Origin of the sequence: Pseudomonas koreensis, from assembly GCF_024169245.1 — a bacterium.
GTDB lineage: Bacteria > Pseudomonadota > Gammaproteobacteria > Pseudomonadales > Pseudomonadaceae > Aquipseudomonas > Aquipseudomonas koreensis_F.
Map to the genome: position 1 here is coordinate 2,166,156 of NZ_JALJWP010000001.1, position 18,152 is coordinate 2,184,307.

16 protein-coding genes and 2 tRNA genes are annotated in these 18,152 nt (G+C 58.5%); 17 read left to right on the top strand and 1 reads right to left on the bottom strand.

Annotated elements, in window-relative coordinates; genetic code table 11:
- Positions 1 to 176 precede the first annotated feature (176 nt).
- The 8 genes from grpE (at position 177) to J2Y90_RS09730 (ending at position 10,650) form a co-directional block, all read left to right on the top strand.
- Positions 177 to 743, top strand: coding sequence for a nucleotide exchange factor GrpE (grpE, locus tag J2Y90_RS09695; protein WP_039759570.1), 567 nt, complete (start codon positions 177 to 179; stop codon positions 741 to 743).
- A gap of 102 nt (positions 744 to 845) precedes the next feature.
- Positions 846 to 2,762 (top strand): molecular chaperone DnaK, encoded by a 1,917-nt coding sequence (dnaK, locus tag J2Y90_RS09700; protein WP_024011565.1) that lies wholly within the window; start codon positions 846 to 848, stop codon positions 2,760 to 2,762.
- Positions 2,763 to 3,059: 297 nt separating this feature from the next.
- Positions 3,060 to 4,184, top strand: a complete 1,125-nt coding sequence (dnaJ, locus tag J2Y90_RS09705) for a molecular chaperone DnaJ (RefSeq protein WP_016771767.1) — start codon at positions 3,060 to 3,062, stop codon at positions 4,182 to 4,184.
- A 9-nt stretch (positions 4,185 to 4,193) separates the two neighbouring features.
- Entirely contained in the window at positions 4,194 to 4,997 is an 804-nt protein-coding gene (dapB, locus tag J2Y90_RS09710; RefSeq protein ID WP_016771766.1) for a 4-hydroxy-tetrahydrodipicolinate reductase, read from the top strand.
- A gap of 258 nt (positions 4,998 to 5,255) precedes the next feature.
- Positions 5,256 to 6,392: a glutamine-hydrolyzing carbamoyl-phosphate synthase small subunit gene (carA, locus tag J2Y90_RS09715; RefSeq protein ID WP_064364500.1), complete on the top strand. Its 1,137-nt coding sequence runs from the start codon at positions 5,256 to 5,258 to the stop codon at positions 6,390 to 6,392.
- 124 nt (positions 6,393 to 6,516) lie between these two features.
- Complete coding sequence (gene carB / locus J2Y90_RS09720; RefSeq protein WP_039759558.1) at positions 6,517 to 9,738, top strand: carbamoyl-phosphate synthase large subunit; 3,222 nt, start codon at positions 6,517 to 6,519, stop codon at positions 9,736 to 9,738.
- A 2-nt stretch (positions 9,739 to 9,740) separates the two neighbouring features.
- Positions 9,741 to 10,217 (top strand): transcription elongation factor GreA, encoded by a 477-nt coding sequence (gene greA / locus J2Y90_RS09725; protein WP_039759729.1) that lies wholly within the window; start codon positions 9,741 to 9,743, stop codon positions 10,215 to 10,217.
- A gap of 28 nt (positions 10,218 to 10,245) precedes the next feature.
- Positions 10,246 to 10,650, top strand: a complete 405-nt coding sequence (locus J2Y90_RS09730) for an MFS transporter (RefSeq protein WP_253498913.1) — start codon at positions 10,246 to 10,248, stop codon at positions 10,648 to 10,650.
- A 9-nt stretch (positions 10,651 to 10,659) separates the two neighbouring features.
- Here the strand turns inward: J2Y90_RS09730 and J2Y90_RS09735 are convergent, their stop codons facing one another.
- Positions 10,660 to 10,968: a YhbY family RNA-binding protein gene (locus J2Y90_RS09735; protein ID WP_003221534.1), complete on the bottom strand. Its 309-nt coding sequence runs from the start codon at positions 10,966 to 10,968 to the stop codon at positions 10,660 to 10,662.
- 101 nt (positions 10,969 to 11,069) lie between these two features.
- Between J2Y90_RS09735 and rlmE the strand changes: the two genes are divergently transcribed.
- The 9 genes from rlmE to rimP all read left to right on the top strand — a co-directional run bounded on the left by rlmE (position 11,070) and on the right by rimP (position 18,112).
- Positions 11,070 to 11,699: a 23S rRNA (uridine(2552)-2'-O)-methyltransferase RlmE gene (gene rlmE / locus J2Y90_RS09740; protein WP_039759551.1), complete on the top strand. Its 630-nt coding sequence runs from the start codon at positions 11,070 to 11,072 to the stop codon at positions 11,697 to 11,699.
- Between the two features lie 202 nt (positions 11,700 to 11,901).
- Complete coding sequence (gene ftsH, locus J2Y90_RS09745; protein ID WP_137215575.1) at positions 11,902 to 13,809, top strand: ATP-dependent zinc metalloprotease FtsH; 1,908 nt, start codon at positions 11,902 to 11,904, stop codon at positions 13,807 to 13,809.
- A gap of 8 nt (positions 13,810 to 13,817) precedes the next feature.
- The gene (gene folP / locus J2Y90_RS09750) at positions 13,818 to 14,669 is read left to right on the top strand and encodes a dihydropteroate synthase (RefSeq protein ID WP_253498915.1); all 852 of its coding nucleotides are present in this window, start codon (positions 13,818 to 13,820) and stop codon (positions 14,667 to 14,669) included.
- A 16-nt stretch (positions 14,670 to 14,685) separates the two neighbouring features.
- Positions 14,686 to 16,023: a phosphoglucosamine mutase gene (glmM, locus tag J2Y90_RS09755; RefSeq protein ID WP_253498917.1), complete on the top strand. Its 1,338-nt coding sequence runs from the start codon at positions 14,686 to 14,688 to the stop codon at positions 16,021 to 16,023.
- A gap of 65 nt (positions 16,024 to 16,088) precedes the next feature.
- Positions 16,089 to 16,844, top strand: a complete 756-nt coding sequence (gene tpiA / locus J2Y90_RS09760) for a triose-phosphate isomerase (protein ID WP_042608862.1) — start codon at positions 16,089 to 16,091, stop codon at positions 16,842 to 16,844.
- Positions 16,845 to 16,848: 4 nt separating this feature from the next.
- Positions 16,849 to 17,232, top strand: a complete 384-nt coding sequence (gene secG / locus J2Y90_RS09765; RefSeq protein ID WP_123418240.1) for a preprotein translocase subunit SecG — start codon at positions 16,849 to 16,851, stop codon at positions 17,230 to 17,232.
- 22 nt (positions 17,233 to 17,254) lie between these two features.
- Positions 17,255 to 17,340 (top strand) — tRNA-Leu (locus J2Y90_RS09770).
- Between the two features lie 97 nt (positions 17,341 to 17,437).
- Positions 17,438 to 17,514 (top strand) — tRNA-Met (locus J2Y90_RS09775).
- A gap of 139 nt (positions 17,515 to 17,653) precedes the next feature.
- A complete protein-coding gene (rimP, locus tag J2Y90_RS09780; protein ID WP_007973115.1) occupies positions 17,654 to 18,112 on the top strand; it encodes a ribosome maturation factor RimP in 459 nt (152 codons plus the stop codon).
- Positions 18,113 to 18,152: the final 40 nt, after the last annotated feature.

The window sequence follows — 18,152 nt, forward strand, 5'->3', positions numbered from 1 at the left end:
CCTCGCTTAGCTCGATTTGCTTGATCGAAAAGTTTTCTTAGCGCATTCGAGAATGACTATTCAGCACTTTTTTGTAGGGACAATCGATTGCAGCCCTTGAAGCCTGATTTTGCGGCCCCATATATCGGGGCAGAAGCGCGAGTCAGGCTCGCGGAAGAAATTGAAAGGAGAATTCTATGGCTGACGAACAGACAGTAGATACGCAAAACCCAGATGCCAATCAGGCGCCCGAAGGTTCGGGTGACGACCTGGCGACCCGTGTGCAAGTGCTCGAAGAGCAATTGGCCGCCGCGCAGGATCAGTCTCTGCGTGTTGCTGCCGATCTGCAGAACGTTCGCCGCCGTGCCGAGCAGGACGTCGAGAAGGCGCACAAGTTTGCCCTGGAAAAATTCGCCAGCGACCTGCTGCCGATCGTCGACAGCCTGGAGCGCGGCCTCGAGCTGTCGAGCCCGGACGACGAAAGCATCCGTCCGATGCGCGAAGGCATCGAGCTGACCCTGAAAATGTTCCACGACACCCTCAAGCGCTATCAGCTTGAAGCGATCGATCCGCATGGCGAACCGTTCAACGCCGTTCACCATCAGGCGATGGCCATGCAGGAAAGCGCCGACGTCGAGCCGAACAGCGTGCTTAAGGTTTTCCAGAAGGGCTACCAGCTCAATGGTCGCCTGTTGCGCCCGGCGATGGTCGTGGTCAGCAAGGCGCCGGCACCGGTTTCGCCTTCGATTGACGAGCAGGCTTGAAATTAGCCGCAAGGCCCCCATTTAGAAGTCAAGCGTTTAAGTGCTACCGCAGTCAGCCACCACTGCTGCGGCAACAAAATCCAAAGTTTCGGGAGAGTGAACATGGGCAAGATTATCGGTATCGACCTGGGGACTACCAACTCCTGCGTCTCCGTGCTGGAAAACGGCAAAGCCAAAGTTATTGAAAACGCTGAAGGCGCGCGTACCACGCCGTCGATCATCGCTTACGCCAACGATGGCGAAATTCTGGTAGGTCAGTCGGCCAAGCGTCAGGCTGTCACCAACCCGCACAACACCCTGTACGCAGTAAAGCGTCTGATCGGTCGTCGTTTCGACGAAGAAGTTGTGCAGAAAGACATCCAGATGGTCCCTTACAAGATCGTCAAGGCTGACAACAACGACGCCTGGGTTGAAGTGAACGGCCAGAAAATGGCTCCGCCACAAATCTCGGCTGAAATTCTGAAGAAGATGAAGAAGACCGCCGAAGACTACCTCGGCGAGGCAGTGACCGAAGCGGTGATCACCGTTCCGGCCTACTTCAACGACAGCCAGCGTCAGGCCACCAAAGACGCCGGCCGCATCGCTGGTCTGGACGTAAAACGTATCATCAACGAACCAACCGCAGCCGCTCTGGCTTACGGTATGGACAAGGCCAAGGGCGACCACACCGTGATCGTTTATGACCTGGGTGGCGGTACCTTCGACGTTTCCGTAATCGAGATCGCTGAAGTTGACGGTGAGCACCAGTTCGAAGTGTTGGCCACCAACGGCGATACCTTCCTTGGCGGTGAAGACTTCGACATTCGTCTGATCGACTACCTCGTTGACGAATTCAAGAAAGAAAGCGGCATGAACCTCAAAGGTGACCCGCTGGCCATGCAGCGCCTGAAAGAAGCCGCTGAGAAAGCCAAGATCGAGCTGTCGTCCGCTCAGTCGACCGACGTCAACCTGCCGTACATCACTGCAGACGCGACCGGTCCTAAGCACCTGAACGTGAAGATCTCGCGTGCCAAGCTCGAAGCACTGGTTGAAGACCTGGTTCAGCGCACCATCGAACCTTGCCGCATTGCCATGAAAGACGCCGGTATCGACGTCAGCGCGATCAACGACGTGATTCTGGTCGGTGGTCAGACTCGTATGCCGCTGGTACAGAAGCTGGTTACCGATTTCTTCGGTAAAGAAGCGCGTAAAGACGTCAACCCGGACGAAGCCGTTGCCATGGGTGCTGCGATTCAGGGCGCTGTTCTGGCCGGTGACGTGAAAGACGTGCTGCTGCTCGACGTCAGCCCGCTGACCCTGGGTATCGAAACCATGGGTGGCGTGATGACCGCGCTGATCGAGAAAAACACCACGATTCCTACCAAGAAATCGCAAGTGTTCTCGACTGCCGACGACAACCAGGGCGCTGTGACCATTCACGTTCTGCAGGGCGAGCGCAAGCAAGCCGCACAGAACAAATCGCTGGGCAAGTTCGACCTGGCCGACATTCCACCAGCTCCACGTGGTGTGCCGCAGATCGAAGTGACCTTCGACATCGACGCCAACGGCATCCTGCACGTCGGCGCGAAAGACAAGGCTACCGGCAAGACCCAGTCGATCGTGATCAAGGCCAACTCCGGTCTGTCCGACGAAGAAATCGAGCGCATGGTGCGTGACGCCGAGGCGAATGCCGAGGAAGACCGCAAGTTCGAAGAACTGGCCGCTGCCCGTAACCAGGGTGATGCACTGGTACACTCGACTCGCAAGATGGTCGCTGACGCGGGCGACAAGGTCACCGCCGAAGAGAAGACTGCAATCGAAGCTGCAGTGGTTGCTCTGGAAGCCGCCGTCAAAGGCGACGACAAGGCTGCCATCGAAGCCAAGGTTGAAGAGCTGTCGAAGGTCTCCGCTCCGGTTGCTCAGAAGATGTACGCCGAACAGGCTCAGCCAGCTGATGGCGCAGCCCCGCAAGGCGAATCGGCTGAGAAGGCTGACGACGTTGTCGACGCCGAGTTCGAAGAAGTCAAAGACCACAAGTAAGTTGTTGGTCGCCCGGTTGACTGCCTTGCGGCGGTGACTGGTAGGATGTCGCCGCGCGGGAGCTTGCCTCCCGCGTTGGCGTATCTGGAATACGTGAATTTTTACAGCATGCGACAACGCTCGCGTGTTGGTGGTATGGCTGAAAATGCTCCTGCTTTTCGCGCCGCAGATACCGCATCAATCAAGACCAGGATCGTTGAATTGACGTGAGTTGGGTCCGGCCCTTAATGGGGGCTCAACGAGTTTGGCGAGGCTCAGGAGGGGTTTGCCGAACGTCCTTAAGAGTGCAAAGAACTTATGGCAAAGCGTGACTATTACGAAGTATTGGGTGTCGAGCGGGGCACGAGCGAAGCGGACCTGAAGAAGGCCTATCGCCGCCTGGCCATGAAGCACCACCCCGACCGTAATCCCGGCGACAAAGCTTCCGAAGAAGCATTCAAAGAGGCCAACGAGGCCTATGAAGTGTTGTCCGACGCCAGCAAGCGCGCGGCATACGATCAGTACGGTCATGCCGGCGTCGATCCGAGCATGGGTGGCGGCGGTGCCGGTTTCGGTGGCCAGAACTTCTCGGACATCTTCGGCGATGTCTTCAGTGATTTCTTCGGTGGCGGTCGCGGCGGTGCCCGTGGCGGCGCTCAGCGTGGCAGCGATCTGCGCTACACCCTGGAACTGAATCTGGAAGAAGCGGTGCGCGGTACGTCGGTGAATATCCGCGTTCCGACACTGGTCAACTGCAAGCCGTGCGATGGTTCGGGGGCCAAGAAAGGCTCGTCGCCGACGACGTGCCCGACCTGCGGCGGCATCGGCCAGGTGCGCATGCAACAGGGCTTCTTCTCGGTGCAGCAGACCTGCCCGCGCTGCCATGGTCAGGGCAAGATCATTTCCGATCCGTGCGACTCCTGCCACGGCGACGGTCGCGTCGAAGAGTACAAAACCCTGTCGGTCAAAGTGCCTGCCGGTGTTGATACTGGCGACCGCATTCGTCTGTCCGGCGAAGGCGAGGCGGGTACCCAGGGCGGGCCGACTGGCGACCTGTACGTTGTGATCAATGTGCGCGAACACGACATCTTTCAGCGTGACGGCAAGCATCTGTTCTGCGAAGTGCCAATCAGCTTCGTCGACGCAGCACTGGGCGGCGAGCTGGAAATTCCGACCCTCGACGGTCGCGTCAAACTGAAAATCCCCGAAGGCACGCAGACCGGCAAGCAGTTCCGCGTACGCGGTAAAGGCGTGGCGCCAGTGCGTGGCGGCGGTGCCGGCGACCTGATGTGTCGTGTGGCTGTGGAAACGCCGGTCAACCTCAACCGTCGTCAGCGTGAACTGCTGGAAGAATTCCGCAGCTCCCTGGCCGACGACAACAGCCACTCGCCGAAAACCACCGGTTGGTTCGACGGTGTGAAGCGTTTCTTCGGCGATTTGTAAGGAGTCGGCATGCGACGTATTGCAGTGATGGGCGCCGCCGGGCGCATGGGCAAGACCCTGATTGAAGCAGTGCAGCAGACGCCGGGCGCCGGTCTGACCGCGGCGGTCGATCGTCCCGACAGCACGCTGGTTGGCGCGGATGCCGGTGAGCTGGCAGCGCTGGGCCGTATCGGCGTGCCGCTGTCCGGTGATCTGGATCGAGTGGTCGAAGAGTTCGATGTGCTGATCGACTTCACTCACCCGACCGTGACCCTGAAGAATCTCGCGTTCTGCCGCAAACACGGCAAAGCGATGATCATCGGTACCACCGGTTTCAGTGTTGAAGAGAAGCAATTGCTGGCCGAGGCGGGCAAGGACATTCCGATCGTCTTCGCCGCCAACTTCAGCGTCGGCGTCAACCTGTGCCTGAAGTTGCTCGACACCGCTGCGCGCGTGCTGGGCGACGATGTCGATATCGAGATCATGGAAGCCCATCACCGGCACAAGGTTGATGCTCCGTCGGGCACGGCAGTGCGCATGGGTGAAGTGATTGCCGATGCGCTGGGGCGTGATCTGAAGAAGGTCGCGGTCTACGGTCGCGAAGGTCAGACCGGTGCGCGTGAGCGTGAAACCATTGGTTTCGCCACCGTGCGTGCTGGCGATATCGTCGGTGATCACACCGTGCTGTTCGCTGCCGATGGCGAGCGCGTCGAGATCACCCACAAGGCTTCGAGCCGCATGACCTTCGCCAAGGGCGCGGTGCGTGCGGCGCTGTGGCTGGATGGTCGCGAGCCGGGCCTGTACGACATGCAAGACGTGCTCGACCTGCGTTGAGTCGTTGCTGAACCCGGCGCAAACGTCCCGTTTTGCGCCGGTTTTTACCGCTTGGCGACGACCTGTCGCATTCTCCGGCCTTTAAGGCTCTTTAGCGGTGGACCAAAAACGCCCTTTTCTGTAAGCTACAGCTTTAGTGTGTCCACTAAAAGCGCGCAGAATAATTTCAGTGAAGAAGCGGGGTGACGTGTCCATACGTCACTCCGCTTTTTTACAACCTGCGATTGCCCTTTCATGCGTTATTTACGGGAGGTCTTCTTGACTAAGCCAGCCATACTCGCCCTTGCTGATGGCAGCATTTTTCGCGGCGAAGCCATTGGAGCCGACGGTCAGACCGTTGGTGAGGTGGTGTTCAACACCGCAATGACCGGCTATCAGGAAATCCTTACCGATCCTTCCTACGCCCAACAGATCGTTACCCTGACTTACCCGCACATCGGCAACACCGGTACCACACCGGAAGATGCCGAGTCCGATCGCGTCTGGTCCGCTGGCCTGGTCATCCGTGACCTGCCGCTGGTAGCGAGCAACTGGCGTAACACGATGTCCCTGTCCGACTACCTGAAAGCCAACAATGTAGTGGCAATCGCTGGTATCGACACCCGTCGCCTGACCCGCATCCTGCGTGAAAAAGGCGCACAGAACGGCTGCATCATGGCCGGCGACAACATTTCCGAAGAAGCAGCTATCGCTGCTGCGCAAGGCTTCCCGGGCCTGAAGGGCATGGATCTGGCGAAAGTCGTCAGCACCAAGACTCAATACGAATGGCGCTCGACTGTCTGGGATCTGAAAACCGACAGCCACGCGACCATCGAAGCCTCCGAACTGCCATACCACGTGGTCGCCTACGACTACGGCGTCAAGGTCAACATCCTGCGCATGCTGGTCGAGCGCGGCTGCCGCGTCACCGTGGTGCCGGCTCAGACGCCAGCCGCCGATGTGCTGGCGCTCAAGCCGGACGGCGTGTTCCTGTCCAACGGCCCTGGTGATCCGGAGCCATGCGACTACGCGATCCAGGCGATCAAGCAAGTGCTGGAAACCGAGACGCCGGTGTTCGGCATCTGCCTCGGCCACCAGCTGCTGGCTCTGGCCTCCGGCGCCAAGACCCTGAAAATGGGCCACGGCCACCACGGTGCCAACCACCCGGTGCAGGATCTGGACACAGGTGTGGTGATGATCACCAGCCAGAACCACGGTTTTGCGGTAGACGAAGCCACCCTGCCAGCCAACGTACGCGCGATCCACAAGTCGCTGTTCGACGGCACCCTGCAAGGCATCGAGCGCACCGACAAGAGCGCGTTCAGCTTCCAGGGTCACCCTGAAGCGAGCCCGGGCCCGAACGATGTCGCGCCACTGTTCGACCGCTTCATCAACGAGATGGCCAAGCGACGCTAAGCGTTCGCCTTGAGACTGTAGAGAGAAGCCTTGAGGGCGGCCCCGGCACCCGGCGGCCCCTTCGGGACTTCAGAAATCGATCAAGACGGCTTGCCGACTGACCTGCGGATTTGAGTGACAAACCATGCCAAAACGTACAGACATTAAAAGCATCCTGATTCTCGGCGCTGGCCCGATCGTGATCGGCCAGGCCTGCGAATTCGACTACTCCGGCGCCCAGGCCTGCAAAGCCCTGCGCGAAGAGGGTTACCGCGTCATCCTGGTGAACTCCAACCCGGCCACCATCATGACCGACCCGGACATGGCCGATGCCACCTACATCGAGCCGATCAAGTGGCAGACCGTTGCCAAGATCATCGAGAAGGAGCGTCCGGACGCCGTCCTGCCGACCATGGGCGGCCAGACTGCACTGAACTGCGCCCTGGACCTGGAGCGCGAAGGCGTTCTGGAGAAGTTCGGCGTAGAGATGATCGGTGCCAACGCCGACACCATCGACAAGGCTGAAGACCGTTCGCGTTTCGACAAGGCGATGAAATCCATCGGCCTGGCGTGCCCGCGTTCCGGCATCGCCCACAGCATGGAAGAGGCCAACGCGGTTCTCGAAACCCTCGGTTTCCCGTGCATCATCCGTCCGTCCTTCACCATGGGCGGCACCGGTGGCGGTATCGCCTACAACCGTGAAGAGTTCGAAGAAATCTGCGCCCGTGGTCTGGACCTGTCGCCGACCAAAGAGCTGCTGATCGACGAATCGCTGATCGGCTGGAAAGAATATGAAATGGAAGTTGTCCGCGACAAAAAGGACAACTGCATCATCGTCTGCTCGATCGAAAACTTCGACCCGATGGGCGTGCACACCGGTGACTCGATCACCGTGGCTCCAGCCCAGACCCTGACCGACAAGGAATACCAGATCCTGCGTAACGCCTCGCTGGCGGTACTGCGCGAGATCGGCGTCGAGACCGGCGGTTCCAACGTTCAATTCGGTATCTGCCCGAACACTGGCCGCATGGTCGTGATCGAAATGAACCCGCGTGTATCGCGTTCCTCGGCACTGGCTTCGAAAGCCACCGGTTTCCCGATCGCGAAAGTCGCGGCCAAACTGGCTGTGGGTTACACCCTCGACGAGCTGTCGAACGACATCACCGGCGGCAAGACCCCGGCGTCCTTCGAACCGTCGATCGACTACGTCGTGACCAAGCTGCCACGCTTTGCCTTCGAGAAATTCGCCAAGGCTGACGCGCGCCTGACCACGCAAATGAAGTCGGTCGGTGAAGTCATGGCCATTGGCCGCACCTTCCAGGAATCCCTGCAGAAAGCCCTGCGTGGTCTGGAAGTCGGCGTTTGCGGTCTGGACGAGAAGCTTGATCTGAGCAACCCGGAAAGCATGAGCGTGCTCAAGCGCGAACTGACCGTGCCGGGCGCCGAGCGTATCTGGTACGTGGCGGACGCCTTCCGCGCCGGTCTGTCGGTCGAAGACATCTTTGGCATGAACATGATCGATCCATGGTTCCTGGTGCAGATCGAAGATCTGATCAAGGACGAAGAGAAGGTCAAGACCCTCGGTCTGTCCTCGATCGACCGCGACCTGATGTTCAAGCTCAAGCGCAAAGGCTTCTCCGATCAGCGTCTGGCCAAGCTGCTGGGCGTCACCGAGAAAAACCTGCGCACGCACCGTCAGAAGCTGGAAGTGTTCCCGGTCTACAAGCGCGTTGACACCTGCGCCGCCGAGTTCGCCACCGACACCGCTTATCTCTACTCGACCTACGAGGAAGAGTGCGAAGCCGCGCCGTCGGGTCGCGACAAAATCATGATTCTGGGGGGCGGTCCGAACCGTATCGGCCAGGGCATCGAGTTCGACTACTGCTGCGTTCACGCTGCTCTCGCCCTGCGCGAAGACGGCTACGAAACCATCATGGTCAACTGCAACCCGGAAACCGTTTCCACCGACTACGACACTTCCGACCGTCTGTACTTCGAACCGGTAACTCTGGAAGACGTGCTGGAAATCTGCCGCGTCGAGAAGCCGAAAGGCGTGATCGTCCAGTACGGCGGCCAGACTCCGTTGAAACTGGCTCGCGCTCTGGAAGCTGCTGGCGTGCCGATCATCGGCACCAGCCCTGACGCCATCGACCGTGCTGAAGACCGCGAGCGCTTCCAGCAAATGGTCGAGCGCCTGAACCTGCGTCAGCCGCCAAACGCCACCGTGCGCAGCGAAGACGAAGCCGTTCGCGCTGCCGCGAAAATCGGTTATCCGCTGGTGGTGCGCCCGTCCTACGTACTGGGCGGCCGTGCGATGGAAATCGTTTATAAGGAAGACGAGCTCAAGCGTTACCTGCGTGACGCGGTGCAAGTGTCCAACGACAGCCCGGTGCTGCTCGACCACTTCCTCAACTGCGCCATCGAAATGGACGTGGACGCGGTTTGCGACGGCAAAGATGTGGTAATCGGCGCGATCATGCAGCACATCGAGCAGGCGGGCGTTCACTCCGGTGACTCCGCGTGCTCGCTGCCGCCTTACTCGCTGCCGGCGCACATCCAGGACGAGATGCGCGAACAGGTCAAGAAAATGGCCCTTGAACTCGGCGTTGTCGGCCTGATGAACGTGCAATTGGCTTTGCAGGGCGAAGACATCTACGTCATCGAAGTCAACCCGCGCGCCTCGCGTACCGTGCCGTTCGTATCCAAGTGCATCGGTGTTTCCCTGGCGATGATCGCTGCCCGCGTGATGGCCGGTAAGACCCTGAAGGAAATCGGCTTCACAAAGGAAATCATCCCGAATTTCTACAGCGTGAAAGAGGCGGTATTCCCATTCGCCAAGTTCCCTGGCGTCGACCCGATCCTCGGCCCAGAGATGAAGTCGACCGGTGAAGTGATGGGCGTCGGCGACACCTTCGGTGAAGCTTTCGCCAAAGCGCAGATGGGCGCCAGCGAAGTGCTGCCGACCGGCGGTACCGCGTTCATCAGTGTGCGCGATGACGACAAGCCACTGGTTGCAGGCGTGGCCCGAGATCTGATCAACTTGGGCTTCGAAGTGGTCGCCACTGCCGGCACTGCCAAGCTGATCGAAGCGGCAGGCCTGAAAGTGCGCCGCGTGAACAAGGTGACCGAGGGTCGTCCGCACGTGGTCGACATGATCAAGAATGACGAAGTCACCCTGATCATCAACACCACCGAAGGTCGTCAGTCGATCGCCGATTCGTACTCCATTCGTCGCAACGCCCTGCAGCACAAGATCTACTGCACCACCACCATCGCTGCGGGCGAAGCGATCTGCGAAGCGCTGAAGTTCGGTCCGGAAAAAACCGTGCGCCGCTTGCAGGATCTACACGCAGGATTGAAGGCATGAGCATAACCAAGTACCCCATGACTGTTCAGGGCGCCAAAGCTCTGGAAGAAGAACATGCTCACCTGACCAAGGTCGTTCGTCCGAAGCTCAGCCAGGACATCGGTACGGCCCGCGAGTTGGGTGACTTGAAGGAAAACGCTGAATACCATGCCGCGCGCGAACAGCAGGGCATGGTCGAGGCGCGGATTCGTGACATCGAAGGCCGGATTCAGAATCAGGTCATCATCGATGTCACGACCATCCCGCATACCGGCAAAGTGATTTTCGGTACCACCGTCGAAATCGCCAACGTCGAGACTGATGAAAGCGTCACATACCACATCGTGGGTGAGGATGAGGCTGACTTCAAACTCGGCAAGATTTCCGTCGGTTCGCCGCTGGCCCGCGCCTTGATTGGCAAGGAAGAGGGCGACGTGGTCGCCGTCAAAACGCCAGGCGGCGTGATCGAGTATGAGATTGTCGAAGTTCGTCACATCTGAAAGAAGGCGCCCGCTGCATGCGGGCGCCATGCTTTGGCAACTGACCCAGATGCTTTGGGTCGGTGGTCTATGGTTGATTCACATTGGTTTGCAGCCGGCGTTAGGCCAGATCGGTCTGGCGCCGCTGTTGATCGACGAAGTTGCCAGTGCATTCGAAGTGCTGGTGGTGGGATTCGCCGCTCTGTGCGTGATTTTTCAGGCTTTGGTGCTGGTGCAGGCCGAAGGCCTTGGCAGTCTATGGCGGGATTTTCGCGGGCAGGTGCTGTTGATGGCGTTGTACGCGTGCGCGATGTATGTCGCCGTGCGTGTCGGCTGGCCGGATGCGCAGCGCTGGCAGGTATTCAGTTATCTGGTGCTGGGGTTTTCCGGGCTGGTGCTGGTCATGCAGCCGGTGCCTGGATGGAGTGGCAGGGTGTGCGAAGCACACCCTTGACCCTGCGCATCACTTGAAGCGATGAACGTTCGACAGCTGCTTGTTGACGCTGAAGTTCTTGCGGTAGACCAGAGCCATCTTGCCGATGACCTGAACCAGGTCCGCTTTGCCGACTTTGCACAGTTCGGCGATGTGCGCCAGGCGCGACTCGCGGTCGAGGATGTTGAGCTTGATCTTGATCAGCTCGTGATCCGCCAGGGCGCGTTCAAGTTCGGCTAAAACACCTTCAGTCAAACCGTTGTCCGCCACCGTCAACACTGGTTTGAGGTGGTGGCCGATGGATTTGTACTGTTTCTTCTGCTCTGGAGTGAGCGGCATAATCTGACCCTTTCGTCTGGATTCTGTAAAATGGCGGCCATTTTACCCGAGGGTTCGTGGATCCGCCCAACTAATCACGACCCTAATCATCGAGGTGCCCAATGGCGCGTTCCAAGACAAGCCTTGGTTGGCTGAAAAGACATGTCAACGATCCTTATGTGAAGCAGGCGCAGAAGGATGGCTACCGTTCGCGTGCAAGTTACAAGCTTCTGGAGATCCAGGAAAAATACAAATTGATCCGTCCGGGCATGAGCGTGGTCGACCTCGGCGCGGCCCCGGGCGGCTGGTCGCAGGTCACCAGCCGGCTGATCGGTGGTCAGGGGCGTCTGATCGCTTCTGACATCCTTGAGATGGACGGCATTCCGGACGTGACCTTCATTCAAGGTGACTTCACTGAAGACTCGGTGCTTGCCGAAATCCTTGAGGCCGTCGGTAATTCGCAGGTGGACCTTGTGATTTCCGATATGGCCCCCAATATGAGTGGTACGCCCGAAGTGGATATGCCCAAGGCCATGTTCCTTTGTGAGCTGGCGCTGGATCTGGCGGAGCGGATCCTCAAGCCCGGTGGCAATTTCGTCATCAAGATTTTTCAGGGCGAAGGGTTCGATGTTTATCTGAAGGATGCTCGCAAGAAATTCGACAAGATCCAGATGATCAAGCCAGACTCTTCCCGTGGCAGCTCCCGTGAGCAGTACATGCTGGCCTGGGGTTATCGCGGCGGTGATGCGTAAAACGAGGTTTTTCGGCAGGGCGATAGGTTTTTCATATTTCGCTCTGCGGCCATAAGCGAATATTGTGTAGAAAGTGTTTCACAAAGGGTTACAGACGGCGCCTGCCAGAGTTGTAGGTAATGTAGTAAGTTAGGCCGGTGAATATCATGCGAAGCGCGCGCCAGTAGCGGAGCTTGCTTCAGAGGGTAGTTAATTGAACGATATGGCAAAGAATCTGATCCTGTGGTTGATCATCGCGGCTGTCCTGGTGACGGTGATGAACAACTTCTCCAGCCCTAACGAGCCGCAGACCCTCAACTATTCCGACTTCATCCAGCAGGTCAAGGATGGCAAGGTCGAGCGCGTAGCCGTCGATGGCTATGTGATTACCGGCAAGCGCACCGATGGCGACAGCTTCAAGACCATTCGTCCGGCAATCCAGGACAATGGCCTGATCGGCGATCTGGTCGACAACCACGTTGTGGTTGAAGGCAAGCAGCCTGAACAGCAAAGCATCTGGACCCAGCTTCTGGTGGCCAGCTTCCCGATCCTGGTGATCATCGCGGTGTTCATGTTCTTCATGCGCCAGATGCAGGGCGGTGCCGGTGGCAAGGGCGGGCCGATGAGCTTCGGCAAGAGCAAGGCGCGCCTGCTCTCCGAAGATCAGGTGAAAACCACGTTGGCTGACGTTGCCGGTTGCGACGAAGCCAAGGAAGAAGTCGGCGAACTGGTCGAGTTCTTGCGTGATCCGGGCAAGTTCCAGCGTCTGGGCGGCCGCATTCCACGCGGTGTGCTGATGGTCGGCCCGCCAGGTACCGGTAAAACCTTGCTGGCGAAGGCGATTGCTGGCGAAGCGAAAGTGCCGTTCTTCACCATTTCCGGTTCCGACTTTGTCGAAATGTTCGTCGGTGTCGGCGCCAGCCGTGTCCGCGACATGTTCGAGCAGGCCAAGAAGCACGCACCGTGCATCATCTTCATCGACGAAATCGATGCCGTGGGCCGCCATCGTGGTGCCGGTATGGGTGGTGGTCACGATGAGCGTGAGCAGACTCTCAACCAGTTGCTGGTAGAGATGGACGGCTTCGAAATGAACGACGGCATCATCGTGATCGCCGCAACCAACCGTCCCGACGTGCTCGACCCTGCGCTGTTGCGTCCTGGCCGTTTCGACCGTCAGGTGGTGGTTGGCTTGCCGGACATTCGTGGTCGCGAGCAGATTCTCAAAGTGCACATGCGCAAAGTGCCAATGGGCGACGACGTTGCGCCGGCAGTCATTGCGCGCGGTACGCCGGGCTTCTCCGGTGCGGACCTGGCCAACCTGGTCAACGAGGCGTCACTGTTCGCGGCACGTAGCGGCAAGCGTATCGTCGAGATGAAAGAGTTCGAGCTAGCCAAAGACAAGATCATGATGGGCGCCGAGCGCAAATCCATGGTCATGTCCGAGAAAGAAAAACAGAACACTGCTTATCACGAAGCGGGCCACGCCATTGTTGGTCGCGTCGTACCTGAGCATGATCCGGTCTACAAGGTCTCGATCATCCCGCGCGGTCGTGCGCTGGGTGTGACCATGTTCCTGCCGGAAGAAGATCGCTACAGCCTGTCCAAGCGTGCGTTGATCAGCCAGATCTGCTCGCTGTACGGTGGCCGTATCGCTGAAGAAATGACCCTGGGCTTTGATGGTGTGACCACTGGTGCCTCCAACGACATCATGCGTGCAAGTCAGATTGCCCGGAACATGGTGACCAAGTGGGGTCTGTCGGAAAAACTCGGTCCGCTGATGTACGCCGAAGAAGAGGGCGAAGTGTTCCTCGGTCGCGGCGGTGGCGGTCAGGCTGCCAGCTTCTCCGGTGAGACGGCCAAGCTGATCGACTCCGAAGTGCGCAGCATCATCGATCAGTGCTACGGCACCGCCAAGCAGATCCTTACGGATAATCGTGACAAGCTGGATGCCATGGCTGATGCGCTGATGAAGTACGAAACCATTGATGCCGAGCAGATTGACGACATCATGGCAGGGCGTACACCTCGTGAGCCGCGTGATTGGTCCGGTGGCGCCGGTACACCTCCGCCACCTGTGGTGCAGGACGAGCGTCCGGAAAAACCGATTGGCGGTCCGGCTGCTGACGTTTAAGGTTTGAAATGACTTCTGTTCAGTCCCTGACCCGGTTGCCTTGCGGCAACCGGGTTCTTGATTTGGCCCAGACGCATGTCATGGGCATTCTCAATGTCACCCCTGATTCTTTTTCTGATGGCGGCCGCTACAGCCAGCTCGACGCGGCTCTGCGCCATGCCGAAGCGATGGTGCTTGCCGGTGCGACGCTGATCGATGTCGGCGGCGAATCGACCCGGCCGGGTGCGCGAGCGGTTTCTCCTCTGGAAGAGCTTGAGCGCATCGCACCGATTGTCGAGCTGATCAATCGCGAGCTGGATGTCATCATTTCGGTTGATACTTCCACACCGGCAGTCATGCGCGAAACCGCACGGCTTGGCGCTGGATTGATCAACGACGTGCGTTCGCTGCGTCGCGATGGTGCGCTGGATGCGGCAGCGGCGACCGGGTTGCCGGTCTGCCTCATGCATATGCTCGGCGAGCCGGGCGATATGCAGGATAATCCGCAGTATCAGGATGTCACTCGCGAGGTGGGCGAATTTCTGGCCGAGCGCATGGATCAGTGCGCGCAGGCGGGCATTCCTGCCGAGCGGATCATTCTTGATCCCGGCTTCGGCTTCGCCAAAACCCTGCAGCACAATCTAAGCTTGTTCAAGCACATGGAGGCCCTGCATGCACTGGGTCGCCCTCTGCTGGTAGGTGTTTCGCGCAAGAGTATGATTGGCCACGCCTTGAACCGTCCCGTAGGCGAGCGTCTGCCTGGCGGTCTGGCGCTGGCGGCGCTGGCGTCGGTAAAGGGCGCGCGGATATTGCGCGTCCACGATGTGGCGGAAACTGTCGATGTAGTGGCAATGATCGCGGCCGTAGAATCAGCCGAATAAGAATGATGGAGCACTTATGAGCAAGAAATATTTTGGTACCGACGGCATTCGCGGTCGCGTTGGTGAATACCCGATCACGCCTGATTTCATGCTCAAGCTTGGCTGGGCCGCTGGCATGGCGTTCCGCAAGATGGGGGCGTGCAAGGTGCTGGTCGGTAAGGACACGCGGATCTCCGGCTATATGTTCGAATCCGCGCTCGAAGCGGGGCTGACCTCGGCGGGTGCCGATGTGATGCTGCTCGGCCCGATGCCGACGCCAGCCATCGCCTACCTGTCGCGCACTTTCCAGGCTGAAGCCGGGATCGTGATCAGTGCATCGCACAACCCGCATGACGACAACGGCATCAAGTTCTTTTCCGGCAAAGGCACTAAGCTGCCGGATGAGCTGGAGTTGATGATCGAAGAGTTGCTGGATACGCCGATGACCGTTGTCGAATCGAGCAAGATCGGCAAAGTCTCGCGAATCAATGACGCATCGGGCCGCTATATCGAGTTCTGTAAAAGCAGCGTGCCTACCGGGACCAATTTTTCCGGCCTGAAGATCGTCATCGACTGTGCCCACGGTGCTACCTATAAGGTCGCGCCAAGCGTCTTTCGTGAGTTGGGCGCCGAAGTTGTCGTATTGTCTGCCCAGCCGAACGGGCTGAACATCAACGACAACTGCGGTTCCACGCACATGGGGCCCTTACAGGCTGCGGTGCTGGCCGAGCATGCCGACCTGGGCATCGCCTTCGATGGTGACGGCGATCGGGTGTTGATGGTTGATCATACTGGCACCATCGTTGATGGTGACGATTTGCTGTTTATCATTGCTCGCGATCTGCATGAGCGCGGCAAGTTGCAGGGTGGTGTCGTCGGTACGTTGATGAGCAACCTCGGCCTCGAGCTGGCGTTGGCGGATCTTTCTATTCCTTTCGTTCGTGCCAATGTCGGTGACCGTTACGTCATCGCCGAACTGCAGGCGCGTAATTGGCTGGTGGGTGGCGAAAACTCCGGGCATGTCGTCTGCTTCAATCACACCACTACGGGCGACGCGATCATCGCAGCGTTGCAAGTGTTGATGGCTTTGAAATCCCGCAATGAAGGGCTTGCGCAAACCCGGCAGGCGCTGCGCAAGTGCCCTCAGGTGCTGATCAACGTTCGGTTCGGTGGCGGCGAAAGCCCGCTGGAGCATCCAGCTGTCAAGGAGGCCAGTGCCCGTGTAACCCAGGCGATGGCGGGGCGCGGTCGCGTGCTTCTGCGCAAGTCCGGCACAGAGCCTCTGGTGCGCGTAATGGTCGAAGGCGAGGACGAAAACCAGGTTCGCGGCTATGCCGAAGAGCTGGCAAAACTGGTAACCGAAGTTTCTGCCTGATACGGCTTGCAAGCCATGATTGTGTTGGGTAACATCTGCGCCCACTTTGACCGACGAGGTACAGCATGCGTCGCCCTATGGTAGCTGGTAACTGGAAGATGCACGGTACCCGCGCCAGCGTCGCTGAGCTGATCAACGGCCTTCGTCATCTGGCCTTGCCTAGCGGTGTTGATGTCGCGGTGTTCCCGCCTTGCTTGTATATCAATCAAGTGATTGATGGCTTGAAAGGCAAGTCGATTTCGGTCGGCGCGCAGAATTCTGCGGTGGAAGCCATGCAAGGTGCGCTGACCGGTGAGATTGCTCCCAGTCAGTTGGTGGATGCAGGTTGTTCCCTGGTGCTTGTCGGGCACTCCGAACGCCGCCAGATTCTGGGCGAGCGAGACGGGATGCTGAATCGCAAGTTCGCAGCGGCACAGGCATGTGGCTTGATCCCGGTGTTGTGTGTAGGGGAAACCCTCGAGCAGCGCGAAGCCGGGAAAACTCTTGAAGTTGTCGGGCGTCAGCTGGGCAGCATCATCGAGGAGCTGGGTGTCGGCGCTTTTGCCAAGGCAGTCATTGCTTACGAGCCGGTCTGGGCCATTGGTACCGGGCTGACTGCAACGCCGCAACAGGCTCAGGATGTGCATAAAGCCATTCGCGAGCAGTTGGCGGCAGAGAATTCTGAAGTCGCACGAAATGTGCGGCTTCTATACGGCGGCAGCGTGAAGGCGGCCAATGCGGTCGAACTGTTCGGCATGCCGGATATCGATGGGGGGCTCATTGGTGGAGCCTCCCTGAATGCAGATGAGTTCGGTGCGATCTGTCGCGCCGCGGGAAACTGAAAAAATGCTGGAAACAGTCGTAGTCGTTTTTCATCTGCTGGGTGCATTGGGCGTAGTTGCTCTGGTTTTGCTGCAGCAGGGTAAGGGTGCGGACGCTGGCGCGTCTTTCGGAGCAGGTGCTTCAAATACTGTGTTCGGAAGCCAAGGTTCCTCTACCTTTCTTAGTAAGTTTACTGCTATACTTGCCGCCGGTTTCTTCATAACCAGCTTGGGGTTAGGTTACTTTGCTAAAGAGAAAGCTCATCAGCTGACTCAAGCAGGTCTGCCAGATCCAGCGGTGTTGGAAGTACCTAAGCAACAACCGGCTTCTGATGATGTCCCGGTGCTTCAAGAGCAAAAGTCGGCTTCTCCAGCGACTGACGTGCCTCCAGCTCAAGAGCAGAAGTAAGAAGGGTTTCAAACGTAGTATTGCCGAGGTGGTGGAATTGGTAGACACGCAACCTTGAGGTGGTTGTGCCCATAGGGTGTAGGGGTTCGAGTCCCCTTCTCGGTACCAATTAGTCAAGAAAGCCCGCTGTTGCGGGCTTTCTTGCAGGTGGAAGGTTACATTGACCCTAAAAGGGATCGGTCGTATACTTCCGCCCCAGCTTTGTCGCGGGGTGGAGCAGTCTGGTAGCTCGTCGGGCTCATAACCCGAAGGTCGTCGGTTCAAATCCGGCCCCCGCAACCAGTTTAAGGAGCCCCTTTTAAGGGGCTTTTTGTTAGCTGGATACTTCCAACGCCGCTGTTCGACGGCGTTTCAAGGATGGGCGTTATGCCCATTTTTTTATTTTGCAAAGCATGCACATATCATGCACTAGGGGGTTCAGGTGTCGAGCAAGCTAGAAGAGTTGCAGGCCTTGCTGGCCCCGGTGGTCGTGGCCCTGGGCTATGAATGCTGGGGTATCGAGTTTTCGGCTCAGGGTCGTCACTCGATGTTGCGCGTTTATATCGATAAAGAGGGTGGCGTGCTGGTGGACGATTGCGCCATTGTCAGCCGTCAGATCAGCGGCGTTCTGGATGTTGAAGATCCGATCTCCGTTGAATACACCCTTGAAGTTTCCTCGCCTGGCATGGAGCGCCCGCTGTTCACTCTTGAGCAGTTTGCCAAATTTGCCGGTGAACAAGTGAAGATCAAGCTGCGCTCGCCTTTCGAAGGTCGACGCAACTTTCAGGGCCTTCTGCGCGGTGTAGAAGAGCAGGACGTCGTGGTGCAGGTAGAAGACCACGAGTTCCTGTTGCCGATCGATATGATCGACAAGGCCAACATTATTCCCAGTTTTGACTGAGACGCGGATCCCGCGGATCCAATGGCTTGCGAAAGGCGAG